Source organism: Mucilaginibacter lappiensis (assembly GCF_050433765.1).
Taxonomy (GTDB): Bacteria; Bacteroidota; Bacteroidia; order Sphingobacteriales; family Sphingobacteriaceae; genus Mucilaginibacter; species Mucilaginibacter lappiensis_A.
The window spans coordinates 38,494-56,562 of the sequence record NZ_JBNPWP010000018.1 but is presented as its reverse complement, the minus strand read 5'-3'; the positions used below and the strand labels follow the sequence as shown (position 1 = coordinate 56,562).

The 18,069-nt window shown below is 41.9% G+C and carries 20 protein-coding genes; 12 read left to right on the top strand and 8 right to left on the bottom strand.

The features are described from left to right. The first annotated feature begins 386 nt into the window (after window positions 1-386). Window positions 387-1,736: a methyltransferase RsmF C-terminal domain-like protein gene (locus M2273_RS30465; RefSeq protein ID WP_429402137.1), complete on the top strand. Its 1,350-nt coding sequence runs from the start codon at window positions 387-389 to the stop codon at window positions 1,734-1,736. A gap of 212 nt (window positions 1,737-1,948) precedes the next feature. Here M2273_RS30465 and M2273_RS30460 read toward each other — a convergent pair whose 3' ends face one another. Genes M2273_RS30460 through M2273_RS30450 form a run of 3 tightly spaced genes read right to left on the bottom strand, consistent with a single transcriptional unit; the run spans window position 1,949 to window position 4,339 of the window. Then, window positions 1,949-2,314, bottom strand: coding sequence for a CoA-binding protein (locus M2273_RS30460; protein ID WP_429402135.1), 366 nt, complete (start codon window positions 2,312-2,314; stop codon window positions 1,949-1,951). After that, window positions 2,307-2,792 (bottom strand): DinB family protein, encoded by a 486-nt coding sequence (locus M2273_RS30455; protein WP_429402133.1) that lies wholly within the window; start codon window positions 2,790-2,792, stop codon window positions 2,307-2,309. The genes M2273_RS30460 and M2273_RS30455 overlap by 8 nt, the downstream gene beginning before the upstream one ends. Further along, window positions 2,789-4,339: an NAD(P)/FAD-dependent oxidoreductase gene (locus M2273_RS30450; protein ID WP_429402131.1), complete on the bottom strand. Its 1,551-nt coding sequence runs from the start codon at window positions 4,337-4,339 to the stop codon at window positions 2,789-2,791. Before M2273_RS30450 ends, M2273_RS30455 begins: the two co-directional genes overlap by 4 nt. Window positions 4,340-4,631: 292 nt before the next feature. Between M2273_RS30450 and M2273_RS30445 the strand changes: the two genes are divergently transcribed. From M2273_RS30445 to M2273_RS30420, 6 genes are all read left to right on the top strand, one after another. Continuing rightward, the gene (locus tag M2273_RS30445; protein WP_429402129.1) at window positions 4,632-5,201 is read left to right on the top strand and encodes an RNA polymerase sigma factor; all 570 of its coding nucleotides are present in this window, start codon (window positions 4,632-4,634) and stop codon (window positions 5,199-5,201) included. A 349-nt stretch (window positions 5,202-5,550) separates the two neighbouring features. After that, window positions 5,551-6,129 carry a LemA family protein gene (locus tag M2273_RS30440; RefSeq protein ID WP_429402127.1) on the top strand — a complete coding sequence of 193 codons (579 nt, stop codon included), beginning with the start codon at window positions 5,551-5,553 and terminating at the stop codon, window positions 6,127-6,129. 119 nt (window positions 6,130-6,248) lie between these two features. Next, on the top strand, window positions 6,249-6,683 hold the full coding sequence (locus M2273_RS30435; RefSeq protein ID WP_429402125.1) for a TPM domain-containing protein: 435 nt from the start codon (window positions 6,249-6,251) through the stop codon (window positions 6,681-6,683). Window positions 6,684-6,694: 11 nt separating this feature from the next. Continuing rightward, window positions 6,695-7,489 carry a TPM domain-containing protein gene (locus M2273_RS30430; protein WP_429402123.1) on the top strand — a complete coding sequence of 265 codons (795 nt, stop codon included), beginning with the start codon at window positions 6,695-6,697 and terminating at the stop codon, window positions 7,487-7,489. 27 nt (window positions 7,490-7,516) lie between these two features. Then, on the top strand, window positions 7,517-7,921 hold the full coding sequence (locus tag M2273_RS30425; RefSeq protein WP_429402121.1) for a hypothetical protein: 405 nt from the start codon (window positions 7,517-7,519) through the stop codon (window positions 7,919-7,921). Further along, on the top strand, window positions 7,914-8,465 hold the full coding sequence (locus tag M2273_RS30420) for an NUDIX hydrolase (RefSeq protein WP_429402119.1): 552 nt from the start codon (window positions 7,914-7,916) through the stop codon (window positions 8,463-8,465). The genes M2273_RS30425 and M2273_RS30420 overlap by 8 nt, the downstream gene beginning before the upstream one ends. Window positions 8,466-8,471: 6 nt before the next feature. Here the strand turns inward: M2273_RS30420 and M2273_RS30415 are convergent, their stop codons facing one another. Continuing rightward, on the bottom strand, window positions 8,472-8,930 hold the full coding sequence (locus tag M2273_RS30415) for a nuclear transport factor 2 family protein (RefSeq protein WP_429402117.1): 459 nt from the start codon (window positions 8,928-8,930) through the stop codon (window positions 8,472-8,474). 66 nt (window positions 8,931-8,996) lie between these two features. On the opposite strand from M2273_RS30415, the gene M2273_RS30410 reads away from it, so the two are divergent. Continuing rightward, on the top strand, window positions 8,997-10,721 hold the full coding sequence (locus M2273_RS30410) for a hypothetical protein (RefSeq protein WP_429402116.1): 1,725 nt from the start codon (window positions 8,997-8,999) through the stop codon (window positions 10,719-10,721). On the opposite strand, the gene folP is transcribed toward M2273_RS30410, so the two are convergent. Beyond that, entirely contained in the window at window positions 10,715-11,581 is an 867-nt protein-coding gene (gene folP / locus M2273_RS30405; RefSeq protein WP_429402114.1) for a dihydropteroate synthase, read from the bottom strand. The genes M2273_RS30410 and folP overlap by 7 nt on opposite strands. A 162-nt stretch (window positions 11,582-11,743) precedes the next feature. On the opposite strand from folP, the gene M2273_RS30400 reads away from it, so the two are divergent. Genes M2273_RS30400 through M2273_RS30385 form a run of 4 tightly spaced genes read left to right on the top strand, consistent with a single transcriptional unit; the run spans window position 11,744 to window position 14,965 of the window. Next, the gene (locus M2273_RS30400; RefSeq protein WP_429402112.1) at window positions 11,744-12,223 is read left to right on the top strand and encodes a DUF1599 domain-containing protein; all 480 of its coding nucleotides are present in this window, start codon (window positions 11,744-11,746) and stop codon (window positions 12,221-12,223) included. Window positions 12,224-12,234: 11 nt separating this feature from the next. After that, a complete protein-coding gene (locus M2273_RS30395; RefSeq protein WP_429402110.1) occupies window positions 12,235-13,386 on the top strand; it encodes a BT_3928 family protein in 1,152 nt (383 codons plus the stop codon). 3 nt (window positions 13,387-13,389) lie between these two features. Next, entirely contained in the window at window positions 13,390-14,448 is a 1,059-nt protein-coding gene (locus M2273_RS30390; RefSeq protein ID WP_429402108.1) for an ABC transporter permease, read from the top strand. A gap of 7 nt (window positions 14,449-14,455) precedes the next feature. After that, entirely contained in the window at window positions 14,456-14,965 is a 510-nt protein-coding gene (locus M2273_RS30385; protein WP_429402106.1) for a shikimate kinase, read from the top strand. Window positions 14,966-15,106: 141 nt separating this feature from the next. On the opposite strand, the gene M2273_RS30380 is transcribed toward M2273_RS30385, so the two are convergent. The 3 genes from M2273_RS30380 to rlmD all read right to left on the bottom strand — a co-directional run bounded on the left by M2273_RS30380 (window position 15,107) and on the right by rlmD (window position 17,715). Continuing rightward, window positions 15,107-15,616 (bottom strand): phosphoribosyltransferase family protein, encoded by a 510-nt coding sequence (locus M2273_RS30380; RefSeq protein ID WP_429402105.1) that lies wholly within the window; start codon window positions 15,614-15,616, stop codon window positions 15,107-15,109. A 140-nt stretch (window positions 15,617-15,756) separates the two neighbouring features. Beyond that, window positions 15,757-16,152 (bottom strand): hypothetical protein, encoded by a 396-nt coding sequence (locus M2273_RS30375; protein ID WP_429402103.1) that lies wholly within the window; start codon window positions 16,150-16,152, stop codon window positions 15,757-15,759. 120 nt (window positions 16,153-16,272) lie between these two features. Then, on the bottom strand, window positions 16,273-17,715 hold the full coding sequence (rlmD, locus tag M2273_RS30370; protein ID WP_429402101.1) for a 23S rRNA (uracil(1939)-C(5))-methyltransferase RlmD: 1,443 nt from the start codon (window positions 17,713-17,715) through the stop codon (window positions 16,273-16,275). Window positions 17,716-18,069 lie beyond the last annotated feature (354 nt).

Sequence of the window (18,069 nt, the reverse complement as noted above, 5' to 3'; positions counted from 1 at the left end):
TTTTCTTATTTCCAAAACTTATTTTTTTTATTTTTCTAAGTCCCGTTTCCCGCTTTTCAATCCCCTCTTTTCTTCCTTTCTTGCGGGTTGCAAAGATGCGAATCTTTTTGTTGTTTGTCAAGTGAAATTTTCACTTTTTTAAACTTTTTTTTATTCGCTAATTCTTCAAAAAACAACGCCCTTTTTCCTTGAGCGGCCACAAATGTACAGAGAAAACTACTTACGTACCAAGAGAAATTTGCAAATAATTAAAACAATTCTGCAACTACCTGAAAACTAACCCAAAATTCATCGGCAACAACCCTATTTTGCTTATAAACATTAGCATTTACCTTATTTGTATATTTGAAAAGTATATGAGCAACTACACATTTCCCAAAAACTTCATGGCTTCATTAAGCGCAGAAAACGGATTTGATGAGCAAAATTTTATAAATGCCCATCAGTTTTTAGATGCACCTACCTCTATAAGGTTAAATCCTTTTAAGCTTTCGGCCCTGAAAACAGATCAACAAGTGCCCTGGTGTGCCGATGGTTTTTATTTAAACACCCGTCCATCGTTCACTTTCGACCCGCTTTTTCATGCCGGATGTTATTATGTACAGGAAGCATCGTCTATGTTTATTGATCATATACTTAAACATATCAGGCAAAACAAGCAGCAACCGGTAAAAGTACTTGACCTTTGCGCAGCACCCGGCGGCAAAAGCACGCTCCTTAATTCAGCTATCGAAGCCGATGATTTGCTGGTGGCCAATGAAATTATTAAAACCCGGGTACCTGTATTAACTGATAACCTGAGCCGCTGGGGGCAATCAAACGTTATTGTAAGCAATAATGATCCAAAAGACATAGGCCGGCTGAAAAGTTTTTTTGACATTATACTGGTTGATGCACCCTGCTCGGGCTCGGGCATGTTCAGGAAAGATCCACAGGCCATGAACGAATGGTCTGAGGCCAACGTAGAACTTTGCCACCAGCGGCAGGAGCGCATACTGGCAGACATACTGCCTGCCTTAAATCAGGATGGATACCTTATATATAGTACCTGCTCTTATTCGCACCAGGAAAACGAGGATATATTGGATTGGCTTTGCCTGGAGTTTGACCTGGAAAGCATACGTATACCTATATATAAGGAGTGGGGTATTGTTGAAACAGAATCGGCACAGCAAAAAGCGTGGGGATACCGTTTTTATCCGGGCCAGGTAAAGGGCGAGGGCTTATTTGCCGCCTGTCTTAAAAAGAGAGACAACACCGGCGAACTTGGCTCCTTTAAAAACAACATGCAACAAAAAATTAGCAGCAAGGAAATTGACCAGGTGAAAACCTACATCAACAATCCTGATAATTTTTATTATTTTAAAGTGAACGACGACTGGCTGGCCATTAACCGCGAACACAAGGAAAGCCTGAATATTTTACAGCGACATCTATACCTTAAAAAATCGGGAGTACGTGTAGGTAAGTTAATGGGAAAAGATCTGATACCCGATCATGAACTGGCTTTAAGTACTATTATTAATAAGGATGTTGTTTTACAAACCCCGCTTAACCATGACCAGGCTATACAATACCTGCGCCGCGACAACATCGACATAAACACTACAGAAAAGGGATGGAGCCTGATGACCTTTGAAGGTCATGCACTGGGTTGGGCCAAACTACTGCCTAATCGTATTAATAATTATTACCCGAAGGAGATCAGGATTATAAATCAGGCGCCAGCCCCCTGAAGGGGGAGCTTTTGATTAGCGTGGGGGAATTTTCTGAACTTTTGTCTGAACTATGATTTATGGGATTAAGGGATTACCCGGATTTTTTGTACTTGTAAAGTTAAAGGCCCTAATCATCCTTAAATCGGGTTCAAAAAATAGAGACACATTACATGTGTCTCTATATGAATAATTTGCAAATCAAGAGTTCCCCCTTTAGGGGGTTGGGGGGCCTAATAACCTCCTATTGATAACAGCACCAGTGTGCAGGCATATTCTGTTTCGATACCTTTTTCATTGGCCATACGGCGTAGTTCGGAGTTTTCCGTTCCGGGATTAAATATGATTCGCTTGGGCTTGGTATCTAATATATAATTATATAAGGATGGTTGGTTTTGCGGACCAACATATAAAGTTACCGTATCAATATCATGATGGATGGTTTCGGGCTTTTCGATGGGTACGCCTGCAACTTCTCCTGTTTTTATTCCCACATTTACTATGGTATGTCCTTTGCTCACCAGCCTGTTTGATGCCAGGTAAGCGTATCTGCTGGTATCAGGGGTGGCCCCTAATACCAATGTTTTTTTGTCAGCCATTTATTATTCTGTTTAATAGCGCGATCTGGGCCGAGTGGTATATATGGTGCTGTATCAGTCCGTTGATGAGCTCTTCATAAGTTACACCGGTTCCCAATTCGCGGTTCCTTTCGTCGTTAATAGCTTCACTCCATTGTTCCGGGGGAAAGTTTTGGATGACGCCCACCAAATTTACATTAACCAGTTTCAAATCATCAACATAATTCTGCCATTTTTGTTCCTCGGGGCTGCCGGTTTCGGGCCAGTCGCCGCTGATCGGCACTCCTGCGGTTAAGCCGTTCATCCTGTCCATCACTTCTTCTGTCCAGGCAATCATGTGTAAAACAATCTCAGCTATATTATGGACTGAACCGGGCGGCTTTTCATAGGCAGCTTCAAAGCTAATGCCTTCAACAATGTCATAAACCGGCGAACCATACCAGGGATCGCCCGATAATATGTTTTCTAATTGGTGCGAAAGTTCTTTTGAAATGCTCATGATAATATTTTTAAAGTAGCCAATGCGCAGTTAATACCATCAATAGCAGCAGAAATAATGCCACCCGCGTAACCCGCACCTTCGCCACACGGAAACAAACCCTGAACCTGCGGGTGCTGCAGCGTTTCTTTATCGCGCGGAACTTTTACCGGCGACGATGTGCGCGATTCCACTCCTACTAATATAGCCTCGTTAGTATAATAGCCCTTCATTTTTTTACCGAATGCAGGTAATGCTTTTTGTAACCGCCGATGGATCCATAAAGGTAATACTTCCTTAAGTTCGGTGCTTTTGGTGCCCGGCAGGTAGGAGTTTACCGGCAGGTCATTTGATAAACGGCCTTCCACAAAATCAACCATGCGCTGCCCGGGCGCTACCAGGCTACCTCCGCCAGCTAAAAACGCTGCATGTTCTATCTGCTGCTGAAAATGAAGCATTTTAAACGGATCATTATCATCGCCTGCCACATCTTCCATGTTGATCTGTACCACTGTGCCCGAATTGGCAAAGGGATTATTTCGTTTTGACGGGCTCCAGCCGTTCACCACAATTTCATTAGCCTCGGTTGCGCAGGGAGCTATGATACCGCCTGGGCACATACAAAAGGAGAACACTCCCCGGTCGTCCACCTGCTCTACCAGGTTATAATAGGATGGCGGCAGATCGGGGCCGCGGTATTCACAGTGGTACTGTGCGCGGTCAATAATTTCCTGCGGATGCTCAATCCGTACACCTAAGGCAAAGGGTTTAGCCTCGATCAATATATGCTGATGGTGCAGCATCTCAAAAACATCCCTTGCTGAGTGGCCGGTGGCTAATATCACCACATCTGATGTTAACTTTTCGCCACTTGCCAGTTTAACACCTTTTATTTTGCCCAACTCCACCAATAAGGCGGCAACTTTTGTATCAAACAATATTTCGCCGCCGGCATTCAATATGGTTTCGCGCATGGCGGTAATGATCTGTGGTAGTTTATTGGTGCCGATATGCGGGCGGGCATCAATCAATATATCCTTAGATGCGCCATGGGCTACAAACATTTTCAATACCTGGTTCACGTCGCCACGCTTGGTTGATCGGGTATATAATTTACCGTCGGAGTAAGTACCGGCACCGCCTTCGCCAAAGCAATAATTTGATTCGGGGTTAACAAGGCCCTGTTTATTGATGTTGGCCAGATCACGACGGCGTTGTTTTACATCCTTGCCCCGCTCAATAATAACCGGCTTTAATCCGGATTGGATACACTGAAGTGCAGCAAATATTCCCGCAGGCCCTGCACCCACAATAATAACCGGGCGGCCAAACTGTACATCGGGATAATTTATCGTAAATATTTCGGGCTGAAATGCCTGATCTAAAAATACCTGTATCTGCATACGGTAAACCACCTTACGGCCGCGGGCGTCAATAGAGCGCTTTAATACTTTTACTGCCGAAATATTTTGGGGCTGGATATTTAACGAAGCCGCTGCTAAACGCGTTATAACAACTTCGTCTTCCTGTTGCCCGGGAGGGCATACTATCTCTGTTTCTTTTATCATACTAAATGCCGGGTTTTTATCCCGGATTTGTGCAAAGGTAGGAAACCCCCTCTAAATCTCCCCCTTTGGGGGGAGACTTTTGAAAAATCACAACTTAAACATTCTTAAATCGAGTTGATATTTAAAGCCCTCCCCGAAGGGCGGATTGGGTCAAACTGTTCGCCAGTGCACAACAACCGTCCGCTATCGAACAGTTTTAAGTGGTCTTAAAATTACAAACATCTAATTATCAATACATTACAACATGGCATCTATATTGGCATAGGGTCATTATAAAAATAACAACAACAAGATGAATATCGCCGAAGACCGCTTGATGACCATTTGGGAAGGATGTTTACAAAACGACCGCAAGCAACAGGAACAACTATACAGATTATTAGCACCAAAAATGCTGGCAGTTTGCATGCGCTATGCAACTGATAAAGACGAAGCGCAGGATATACTGCAGGAAGGTTTTATAAAAATGTTCAGGAACATGAACAATTACCGTGGCGATGGCAGCCTGGAAGGGTGGATTCGCCGCATTATGGTACATTGTGCAATTTCGCGCTATCGTAAATTAAAGCCAATGGTTTTGGTTGATGATTTTGCTACTGAAAGCAGTATGCCTATGAGCAAATCATATAACGATAACGAGCTGGAAGCAAAGGACCTGATGAAACTGATACAAAAGCTGCCTAAAACTTACCGTTCCGTATTTAATATGTATGCCATTGAGGGTTACTCGCACCAGGAAATTGGTTCATCATTGGGTATGTCTGAACTGTTATCACGCACTACTCTGTACAGGGCACGCAATATATTAAAAGATATGATCAGTCAGCTTACCATGCGTGAGCAACATTGTTTGGCAGGGTAAACCTTACCCTGCCCCCTTTTTGTCCGAACAATGGTTCAGGCAAAAAAGAGATTACCTTAATTTTCAACAACCCTATGCCAGTTCAAGCGTCCTCTGCTTGAACTTATCCTATTATAAACACCCTGCCTTAATTTCTAATAAATCATTAGTTTATACTAATTAATCTCCGGCTTTATTATTAATTAGGATCCTGATTGTTCTTTAATCGTAGAAATCATGGTTCAGACAAATGTTTTAATTATCTTTAGAGATGTGTATCTTGACATGTTGTCATAACAATTACTAATTGTAACAACGGTACGCGTTTTGTAATCTAAATGAAAAACACATCTCAAAAAAGCATAATTAAATGAAAAAGCTATTATCAGTAATATTAATTATAACGGCGGCCATGACATTAAGCTCATGCAGTTATAACAGCATGGTTAAAATGGACGAAAACGTAAAAACCAAATGGGCGGCCGTTCAAAGCCAGTATCAACGCCGCAGCGATCTGATACCTAATCTGGTAAATACAGTTAAGGGCGCTGCTAATTTCGAAAAAAGTACGCTTACTGCAGTTGTTGAAGCCCGTGCTAAAGCAACAGCCGTTCAGGTTGACCCTACCAAATTAACCCCAGAGTCAATCAAAGCTTTTCAGGCTGCACAGGGCGAATTAAGCTCGGCATTGGGCAGGTTGCTGGCAGTAACCGAAAACTATCCTAACTTAAAGACCAACGAAAACTTCCTGGGTTTGCAAGCCCAAATTGAAGGAACCGAAAACCGCATACAGGTGTCCCGGCAGGATTTTAATACCGCTGTACAGGAATTCAATACCAAGATCCGTTCGTTCCCGGCCAATATAACTGCTAAAATGTTTGGCTTTAGCGAAAAGGGCTACTTCACTGCCGAACCCGGATCTGACAAAGCGCCTAAAGTTCAATTTTAATTATCATTGATTTCACCGATTGTTGAGATGATTACGCTGATTATAATATAATCAGTGAGTATCAAAGCAATTACAGAAGCAATCGGTGTAATCTTTTAAAAATCAGTGAAATCATAACTATGGCAGTATTTAACGAAGAAGAGCAGCAGCGGATTCGCGGAGCCATTGAAGAGGCTGAGAACCGCAGTTCGGGCGAGATTCGCGTGTGTATTGAAAAAAAATGCAGCGAAGATGTACTTGACCGCGCGGCCAAATATTTCTTTCAGCTTAATATGCATAAAACTACACTGCGCCATGGCGTATTGATATATGTAGCTACGGTAGACCGTAAATTTGCTATTATAGGTGATGCAGGCATAAATCAGGTGGTTCCGGCTAATTTTTGGGATGACACCAAAGAAGAAATGCTGAAGCATTTTAAGTATGGCGATATTGTGGAGGGTATTGTTACCGGTTTAAAAATTGCCGGAGAGCAGCTGCAAAAATATTTCCCGCACGCACAGGATGATAACAATGAATTGCCAGATGATATCTCCTTTATGGATGGCAATTAATCTTTAAACTTATGTTCAAAAAAATCATATTGTTCTTTAGCCTGTTGCTTTGCACTTTTATAGCATTTGCGCAGGATTTTCCAGAGCGGTCAACTACGCTGGTTACAGATTATACCAACACCCTATCTGCCGACGATAAGCAGCGTTTGGAAAATAAACTGGTTGCTTTTAATGATTCTACCTCTACTCAAATTGCTGTGGTGATCCTTAAATCGGTAGGCAGTTATGACATTAATGCTTACGGAGTAGCGTTATTACGTAAATGGGGAATTGGGCAAAAAGATAAAAACAATGGCATTTTAGTGTTGGTGGCCATGGGCGACCGTAAAATGTCTATCCAAACTGGTTATGGGGCCGAAGGTGCTTTGCCCGATATTATAACCCAGGAAATAATTCAGCGTGATATGAAACCCCACTTTAAGCAGGGCGATTATTATGGCGGTTTGGACGCCGCTACCAACAACATCATAAAATACACAAAAGGCGAATATAAGGCCGAGAAAAAAGAACAAAAATCGGGCAAAAGCGGTGGCAGTGCACTTATACTAATCATTATTATAGTAGTTATCCTTATCGTCGTATTCCGTAACCGTGGTGGTGGCGGCGGCGGTCGGCAGATCATTGGCCGCAGAGGGGGTGCAAGTCCGTTCTGGTGGTTTTTAGCAGGCAGTTTGCTTGGCGGAAGCGGCAGGAGCAGCGGTTCTGACTGGGGCGGTTTCTCAGGAGGGGGCAACAGTGGTGGCGGCGGTTTTGGAGGTTTTGGCGGTGGCAGTGGCGGCGGCGGTGGATCAAGCGGCAGCTGGTAGTAAATTCAGACCCTAATTCCAAGCCCCATGTTTAAAGATTATATATTAAACGAGTTAGAAAAAATTACGCTCATGATGGCCCGCCTGGCGGGCCTTAAAGCAGAAGCCAAGCCTGACGAATTTATTAAGCTGGCAGATACCATGCTGGAGAATGAGTTTGATATTAAACTACAGGAACTGCTTGAACTAACTACTGATGAGTTTGAGCTCTTATTGGAAAAGCAAAACTATCACCCTGATAAGCTTGAGGCTCTGGCGCAGCTATTATACATGTATTACGAGCCATTTAACCCGAGTCCCGAAACCCTGTTGGCATTGCAAAAGGTGTTACTCATTTTTGACTGGTTAGAGCAAAAACACCACCGCTCATCGTTCGAAAACATCAATAAACGAAATTCCATCTATCAATTTCTACAAAACAACTATGTCTAAAGATCTCACCTGGAAATTACTTTCATCCCACTATATACATAAAGGCCCCTGGGCTACCCTCCGTGTCGATAAATGCGAAATGCCCAACGGTCGCATTGTTGATGATTACTACGTTTTAGAATACAGCAACTGGGTTAATGCAGTTGCTATAACCGAAGACAATAAAGTACTCATGGTTAAACAATATCGTCATGCCGCTGGAATCATATCACTGGAAATTCCTGGCGGGGTGATTGATGGGAATGAATCGCCGGTAGAAGGCCTGCGCCGCGAACTGCTGGAAGAAACCGGTTACCAGTTTGACGATTTTGAGCTGCTTTGCACCGTTTACGGCAATCCGTCTACGGCCAATAACCAAACTCTTACCTATCTGGCTAAAGGTGGCAAAAAAGTTCAGGAGCAAGCACTTGATGATCATGAGGAACTAATTGTTGAAGAATACACCATCCCCGAAGTAAAACAACTGCTGCTTGAAAATAAAGTGGTACAGGCCATGCATTGCGCCGGCTTGTTTTATGGTATGGTAAAGCTGGGGGTTTTGTAAGTATCATTACTCCGGGCAATTATCTTTACGGCGGGTATCAACTATATAAATGATCTTCCAGCCATCCTTAGTTTTCATCAGCTGGAAAACATCAACTCCGCAATGGCTGAATTTATCGTCTAAGTAAAATTTGTATGGCGCCCAAACGCTGGCCAGTGGGCCGTCAATTTTAATATCTTTAAAGGTTACCCGTTCGTCCCATACGCCTTTATGCGGTGTGCCTACCGCTTTTATAAAATCATCCGCGTTTTCGGTTTCAAGGGCTACCGAGCCATCCTTTTTATTGGCTACCCCCTGAAAGGCAATACCTTTAGCAAAAGTCGACCGCAGCAAAGTACTGTCGCCCTTGCGCATGGCGTCAAACATTTTGTTAACCGTTTGTTTTATGGCATCCTGGTCTGTTTGCTGAGCAAAGGCATTCATTGATAAGATTATGATGAGGTTTAAAAGGAGTATTTTTTTCATGTTAAGCTTAGTAAAAATTGGGAAACTAAATATATTCAAATTATATTCAACCGATAAACCTTATCAATGAAAAAGATCGCCTTTATATTATTACTATCCATACACACCTGTTTACCATCTGTAGCCCAGACTGCTTATGAGCCTCAATTATTAATATTAGCCCCTGGCGATCATAATTTTGACCCAAGTCTCCAAACAGAAATTGACGCAAAGAATGCAGAATTAACTAAGATGGCTCTACAGGCTGAGGCATCATTGGCTGATCCAAAGGCTGGGAGTAATGTTCAACCTGAGAATATCAAACTGATGCAACAAAGTAGCATCAGTTTTCTTCAGCACATGGATATTTTCAAACAGGTTTCTTTTTTATCTCAACAATATCTCACCTATCGTTTTTATGAGCGGTTTACTAATTGCCTGGTTTTACTGAGAGACGAAAAGTCAAAAGACAATTTAATGGATTTGCAAAAGCTGGCCAAAGAACAGCAAACACCATATATACTAAACTTACCTAAAATTTCTTTTTATAAGCAAAATGGCCAAACTTGGTGCAGACTGCAACTACAATTATATGAATTGAAAGCCAACAAATTGCTTGTTGATAAGGAGTACCAGGGCAATTGGAATAACCCCGGATTTGAATTTTCTTGCGAACAGGGCTCTATTGGTTGCACGATAAATAACGCTATGGCAGCAGCCATGCCCGATGTGCTTTTTCAAATAGCATCACACAATGCTACTTTAATTAATGAAAAAGAGTTGGCAGAGAAAAGAGCGGCATTTATTGAAACAACTATTTACCCCCAAACTGTTGAGGCTGCTTTAATAAAAAAAGTAATCTCCATTACGGACAAGGAAATTAACCTGGCAGATCTGTATCAGTGTTTTTATAATAGCGACAGTTCAAAATTCGTTGCGTTTTTTATCAAAACTATTGACAAAAAAGATGCTAAAACCTTACTGGGTGATAAACAGGATCAGAATGTTAAAGTTATAACGTCAAAAAACATTCATGAGCCAGGTTATCTGGATCAAAAACCTCAAACTTACGCTTACATAGTTAAGGGAATATTATATGAGAACAAGTGGTACTATGCAAAATCAGAGGTAACCTACTTTGATGCTGCCAGCTTAAATGGAGGCAAAATTGACTATTTGAATAATTTACAAGAATGGGGCTTTTTTAAGGACGACACAGCCGAACCAGGTCTGGAATTTTGGGAAGGTAAGCTATTTGAAAAGATAACCGACAAGCGAAAAGACCCCAACTGGGAAAAATATAAGAATATGTGGGCCAGTGATGAGTTGGAAAACCGGGATTATATAGGCTTATATACACTGGTGGCTGACGAGCTAAAAAAAGAAAAGGAAACGGAGGATAACAGTTTTCGTGATGATGTGAAAAAGAATTATCTTTTCCCATTCTATGATAAGCAGGTTAAATTAAAACTTAACCACATCAAAAGATATACACTAAGCGACTACAACCTCATATATCCAAAGGATAAACATGTTGTGCTTAATCCCATATCAATTACAGATGAAAATGGCGGAATATCGGTAAGATATTTTGTGTTGCTGCCTAAAACCAATGAAATATATGAATGGCAATTGGTTAAACCTAATGTTTTAAAGAAAGGCGATTACACAGACAATGTTATTACTAAAACGTTAGGCACATTAACCAAATGGGATTATTCAAACAATACCTTAGATGATGATACGTTTTGGAATAAAAAAGTACTCCTTAAGGATGGTAGCAGTTATAAATATTTAAAAAAGCTTCAGTAAACCGAGTTACCTTTAACAGCTTCCCATATCTTCACCGCCTCAACTGCCTCTTTCACGTCATGCGCCCTTAAAATATTAGCGCCCTTCATCAGGCTTATAGTATTTAAAACCGTGGTTCCATTCAGCGCTTCGGCAGCGGTACCACCCAGCAAACTGTAGATCATTTTTTTGCGGGATATACCCACCAACATAGGTAGCCCGAGTATATCAAACTCCTGCAGGCGATTCATGAGCGCATAGCCATGTTCGGGCTTCTTGGCAAAGCCAAAGCCGGGATCAATAATAACATCATGAACACCCAGTTGCTTTAGTTGCTGATATCGGGATACAAAATAATCAAGCACTTCTGTAAATACATCATCATACTGCGCCAGCTGGTTCATATTCTGCGGGTTGCCTTTCATGTGCATTACTATATAAGGCACCTGCAGGCGGGCTACAGTAGCAAACATATCCTCATCCAACTGCCCGCCGGATATGTCATTAATAATATGCGCGCCGGCTTTGATGGCCGTTTCGGCAACTTGCGCGCGAAAGGTATCAATAGACTGTATTGCATCAGGAAAAGCGGATGCGATGGCCTCCACAACGGGCAGTAAGCGGTCGGTTTCTTCGGCAACGGAAATATCAGTGGCGCCGGGGCGCGATGAATATGCCCCGATATCTAAAAAAGTGGCCCCTTCGACCAACATTTTTGCGGCTTGCTGCAAGGCTTCATCAACACCGGGTTTGCGGCTACCGGCATAAAATGAGTCAGGAGTAATGTTAATGATCCCCATAACTTTTGGAGAAGATATGTCGATAAGTTTACCACCTGCATTTAGGGTAACCTTTTTATGAAAAAATGTATCTTTAGCCAAGTCAGTTTTAGTGTTGCAAAGTTTAAATGTTGTAAAGTTAAATTAACTTTGCAACATTGGCGCAGCCCAACATTTAAACGTTTAAACATTAAAACATTTCAGCATTTGGCTAACACATCCGCAGAATACGACGCAGTTATTAACATATGTAAGGGCCTTTTCATGAAAAAGACTCGCGATTACGGAACCGCCTGGCGCATATTGCGCCCGCAATCCATCACCGATCAGATATTTATTAAGGCCCAGCGCATACGTACACTTGAAGAAAAGAAAATATCAAAAGTAGGTGAGGATATTACAGGCGAGTATATTGGGATAGTAAACTACTGCGTTATAGCCATGATGCAGTTGGATTGCACTTCAGATACTCCTGTAGAACTTGCACCCGACCATGTGGAAAGGTTATTTGATGAAAAGGTATTGGAAACTAAAGAGTTAATGTTTGCCAAAAATCATGACTATGGCGAAGCCTGGCGCGATATGCGCATCAGTTCATTAACCGACCTAATATTAATGAAGCTGCTGCGCGTTAAACAAATTGAGGATAACCTGGGCCTTACCGAAGCATCAGAAGGGGTAAAGGCCAATTACCAGGACATGCTGAACTACTCAGTATTCGCTTTAATTAAACTTGGAGTATAATAAACTAATAAATGAAAAACAGCCTCATTTGGTTTTGCAGGATAGCGGTTGGCCTGCTATTTATTTTTTCGGGCCTGATCAAGGCTAATGACCCATTGGGTTTTTCCTATAAACTGGAAGAATATTTTGAGGTTTTCCACCTGATGTTTTTAAATGGCTTTGCCCTGAGTATTGCCATTTTGTTATGTGCTCTTGAAATGCTTTTGGGTTTTGCTTTACTTATAGGTGTACGTGCAGTAAAGGTTACCTGGGGATTATTGCTGCTCATTATCTTTTTTGGTTTCTTAACTTTTTACTCAGCCTTTTTTAAGGTGGTGCAAACCTGTGGTTGTTTTGGCGATGCCATTCCACTAACACCTTGGCAATCGTTCAGTAAGGACATGGTTTTACTGGTGTTGGTATTGGCATTGTTTATTAATCGCACAAAAATAAAACCTTTGTTTAAGCCTAAAACTGGCGATAAATGGCTGATCGGTGCCGCCATTGTATCCGTAGGGTTTGGTATTTATACGTATAACTTTATGCCTGTTATTGATTTTTTACCTTATAAAATAGGCGCCAATATATTGGATGAAATGAAAACGCCACCGGGCGCACCACTTGATGTATTTGAAGTTACCTATACCCTCAAAAACAAAAAGACAGGCGAAACCAAGATCATGAGCGATAAGGAATATCTTAAAACCAATATCTGGAAGGATGCCAACTGGGAAGTTGTAGGTAACCCGGAAAGCCGCCTGATCAAAAAAGGTTTTGAACCTAAAATACGCGACCTTTCCATACAGGACGGGCAGGGCAATGATTATACTAAAGAGTTACTCTCCAATCCTTTTTACAGCCTGGTCATCGTAGCCTACGATCTTGACAAAACCGATGGCGAAGCTATAAACCGCTTAAATGCGCTGGCCATAAACGCTACCGAAAACTATAACATACGCACTATATTGCTTACGTCAAACTCGGCACAAAGTGCAAATGCTTTTGCCAAAGCGCATAAAGTAATGAGCGAGATCTTTTATGCCGACGGCGTTCCGCTTAAAAGTATGGTGCGCGCTAATCCAGGAGTTTTATTGCTTAAAAACGGTACTATCATTAATAAATGGCATTATCACGCTATGCCTACTTATGATAAGCTGGTAAAACAATATTTTCAACAACAATAAGCGATGATCAGCTACCTCATCCGCAAATTATTTTACGGACTGGCGGTAATGCTGGGTGTGGTGCTGGTGGTTTTTTTTCTGTTTAATATTTTACCTGTCGACCCCGCCAGGATGACCCAGGGCCAGCGTGCCGATGTACAATCACTGCAGGCTGTGCGTAAGGAATTTGGTTTGGATAAACCCATCCCCATACAGTTTGCTTATTACCTGAATGATCTTTCGCCGGTAGGCATCCATTTAAATACTGCCGATGAGCAACAGCGGTATCATTACGCAAAACTATTTGCAGTGAGCAATACCAAAGTAGTAGCACTGAAATGGCCTTACCTGCGCCGGTCATACCAGACCCGTAAAGATGTAGCAAGTTTGTTAATGGAGGTTATTCCCAATACATTGGTGCTGGCTACAACAGCTATGATATTTGCTATTATTATAGGAGTGTTTTTAGGCGTATTAAGCGCGGTAAATAAAGATACCTGGATAGATAAACTGGCCATTAGTTTTTCAACTTTGGGCATATCGGCCCCATCGTTTTTTGCGGGTATCATTATTGCCTGGATATTTGGCTTTGAGCTGAGCAAGTACACGGGCTTAAACATGTCGGGCAGTTTGTATAGTTATGATCCGTTCAAGGGTGAAGTAGTCAGCATCAGGAATTTAATATTACCCATGATCACTTTAGGGTTGCGACCGCTGGCTATTATTGTGCAACTTACCCGCAACGCCATGCTTGATGTTTTGGGTCAGGATTATATACGTACAGCAAAGGCAAAAGGCCTGGGCAACCGTACCATTATTTATCGCCATGCCCTTAAAAACGCGTTAAACCCTGTGATCACGGCAATTGCCAACTGGTTCGCGTCGCTACTGGCAGGGTCATTTTTTGTAGAATATATTTTTGGTTACAACGGCCTGGGCAAAGCAACGGTTGATGCCTTAGAGATGTCGGACTTTCCCGTAGTGATGGGCTCCATCCTTTTCATCGCTTTTATTTTTGTGGTGATCAGTATTTTGGTTGATATTATTTATGTTTGGATAGATCCGCGGGTAAAATTAAGCTGATATTATTATGAAGTATTTTTTAGTCGGTTTTATGGGCTGTGGCAAAACCACGTGGAGCCGCAAACTGGCTGCCAAATTAGGCTATGAATTTATTGATCTTGACCATGTACTTGAAGACAAGGCTGGCATGAGCATAGCGGAGTATTTTTCGAGTTTTGGTGAAGATGCGTTTCGACAATTGGAATCAGATGTGCTGAAACAAACTGAATATCCCGAAAATATAGTAGTATCAACCGGGGGTGGTTTGCCTTGTTTTTTTGACAATATGAATTGGATGAATACCAACGGCAAAACCCTGTATATAAAACTATCGCCCAAAACCCTTGCCGACAGGCTCGAAAATAGCAAAACCGTACGCCCGGTATTACAGGGCAAACAAGGCGATGAGCTGGTTGAATTTATTACCGGTAAACTTGCCGAGCGCGAAGGCTATTACTTACAGGCCGGCCATATTGTTGAAGGGATTGATATGTCGGTTGAGAAACTGGAGGAAGCTTTGGGAATCACGGCAATTTAGCGTAATAATTATCTAACGCGTCATTGCGAGGTACGAAGCAATCTCTATGCTGTACAGAGCTAAGACAAACTTGCATGATGACCTGCCTATGTAGAGATTGCTTCGTACCTCGCAATGACGTCTTTCTATTTTTTCCCTAACCTACCTCAAATAAACCGCATCTTCTTCACCGGGCTCATCAAGCACCACATCCACATGTTCTTTTATTACTGTTGAAAGCGCCACGCCGGTAAAATCAGTAGTGATAGGAAAACTTTTATGGTTACGGTCAACGAGTACAGCTGTACGTAGTTTTTTTAGAGGAACATCCAGAAACACCCCAAAGCCATAGGCCAGACTTTTGCCGCTGTTCAGCACATCATCAACCAATATCACTACCTTGTTGTTGCAATCCTGCACATCAAAATTAATTTTGGCCTGTAAAGTGCTGCTTTGTTTTTCCAGTTCAATGGTCAGTAGAGTGCTTGTAAAAGGGGCAATACCATCCAGAACGGTTTTGATTCTTTCGGCAATGTGATTACCGCGGGGTAATATGCCGGCTATCAGTATTTCCTGTTCGTCAAAGTTATCTTCCAGTATCTGGTAAGCAATACGGTCTATCTTTTGTTGTATCTGCTGCTGGTTTAATATCAGGAGTTTCTTTTCGGACATAAGTTGAATATAAATAATGTGGAACTTCCTAAGAAGTTAACTTATGCGGTAGCAGGAGCCCGGTTGAGAAACAAACTTTTATCCATGATTGCTCCTTCATAAAAGAAGGGGCCGCACATGTCAAATTTATATAAATATATTTACTTCGCATACGGAACATATACAAAATTTGCACCCTCGGGTACTACTACAAAAACGCACATAAAATCGTTCGGATTTTTGTAGCTACTGATAAAGCGTTCCTTCAGTTCGGGTTTTATTACTCCACGCTCAGTAAATTCCTCGAGAGTTGAAGCGTGTATACTCCATTCAGAATTAAGGTCATTCCTGTCCAGTATCACCTCACCCAGCTTCAGTTCATGCTGATGGGCTATAAAAATAGGATATGACGAAAGACCTTCCACCATGATCTCGACAGCTACCTCATGGATAGAGTCTTTAAAAATTTTAAGATCTCGCTCCAAACTTAGCAGCGGACTTTCCGGTGCGGTTTTTTGGCTTTCGTTACCTTCGTTTAGCAGGTCTTCGGGTTGCATATTATTGACCGTTGATTTATTTAGATTACGTTGATACTTCTTTTGTCTAAACCTTGATTCGCAGGATTAAAGGATTTCCTTGATTTTTCTCTTTTGTTTTGCTCTTTTATCTTATCGTCCTTATTCCTTTGTCCTACTATCCTTGCCCGTCAGTCCTTGATCCCTCAAAACCAATAGCACAACATTTTCTACGTGCTGGGTGTGGGGGAACATATCAACGGGTTGTATTTTTACTGTATCATATTTTTCTTTTAGTACCAGCAGATCGCGGGCCTGGGTGGCGGCATTGCAGCTTACGTAAACAATTTTTTCAGCTTCAATTTCCATCAGGCGGTTAACCACGTCCGGATGCATGCCCGCGCGCGGTGGATCGGTAATAATTACATCCGGCTTGCCGTGCTCGGCTACAAAATCGGCCACCAGCACATCTTTCATATCACCGGCATAAAATTTTGTGTTAGTGATGTTGTTAATAGCCGAATTCACTTTAGCATCCTCAATGGCGGTGGGCACATATTCCACACCAACAACCTCTTTTACATGACCGGCAATAAAATTGGCAATAGTTCCGGCACCGGTGTATAGGTCATAAACCAGTTCGTCGCCTTTAAAGCCTGCAAAATCGCGTGCTATTTCATAGAGGCGCAGGGCCTGTATACTATTGGTTTGATAAAATGATTTTGGCCCAATACGGAATCTGATACCATTCATTTCTTCATGAATATACTCCGGGCCTTTAAAAGCTACTACGTCCTGGTCAAAAATGGTATCATTCTTTTTTTGGTTGATGATGTATAGTAATGAGGTGATCTCCGGGAAACCGGCATCAATAAAGTTCATCAGCTTATCCACCTCCTCTTCGCTTACATAAGCAAATACCACGATCACCATGATCTCGCCGGTTGATGAAGTACGTACTATCAGGTTACGCAACGCACCTTCATGGTTACGCAGGTTATAAAAAGAATAGCCTTGCTCAATTACAAAATCGCGGATGCTGTTACGAAGCTCATTTGATGGTTCTGCCTGCAGGTAGCAGTGTTTCACATCCAATATTTTATCAAAACGGCCAGGGATATGAAAACCCAATGCATTCATGTTCAAGGTTTCGTCTTCCCTGTTCTCGCCATCATACAACCAGCGTTTGTCGCTAAAAGTATATTCCAGTTTATTACGGTAGTAACGGTCGGCAGGTGAAGGAACAATATCCATCATGCCGTCCACATCAATTTTGGCTATGCGGCCGAGGGCATCGGCAACAGATTTTTGCTTGAATTTTAGCTGCCCTTTGTAGTCCATGTGCTGCCATTTACACCCGCCGCAAGTACCAAAATGCTCGCAAAATGGTTCAACGCGATATTCAGACGGTTGCTTAAGCGCGATGATCTTTCCCTCACCAAAATTCTTTTTGCTTTTGTAAACCTGTACATCGGCAATATCGCCGGGAATGGCTTTATCAACAAAAAGCACAAAATCGTCGGTTTTACCTACGCCCTTACCTTCTTCGGCAATATCAATGATCCGAACATCCTCAAAAAACTTCTGTTTAGCAACTTTATTCATCAGGCTGCAAAGTTAACCGTATTTATTTAATCCTGAAACGGTGAGAAAGAAGTAAGAAACAAGCGTTAAAGAGACAGAAAATAAGAAGCGGTAAATACTGAAAGGAACGGGCAAAGGGATACCCTGTCGCTTAATAAGCGAACTATGATAAGGTTATAAACGACCAACTAAGCAAACAGGCTCATTATATAAGATACAAAATCATCTGTATCCATATCGGCTATGTCAAATTGCTCATCAATCAGATCTGAAAATTCTGTTAGTTCGCGGCTCATGATATAATAATTACTATGCTAACATAGTAATTATTATACTAAAAACCAAATTGGTATACAGTATTTTTTAAATTAGGGT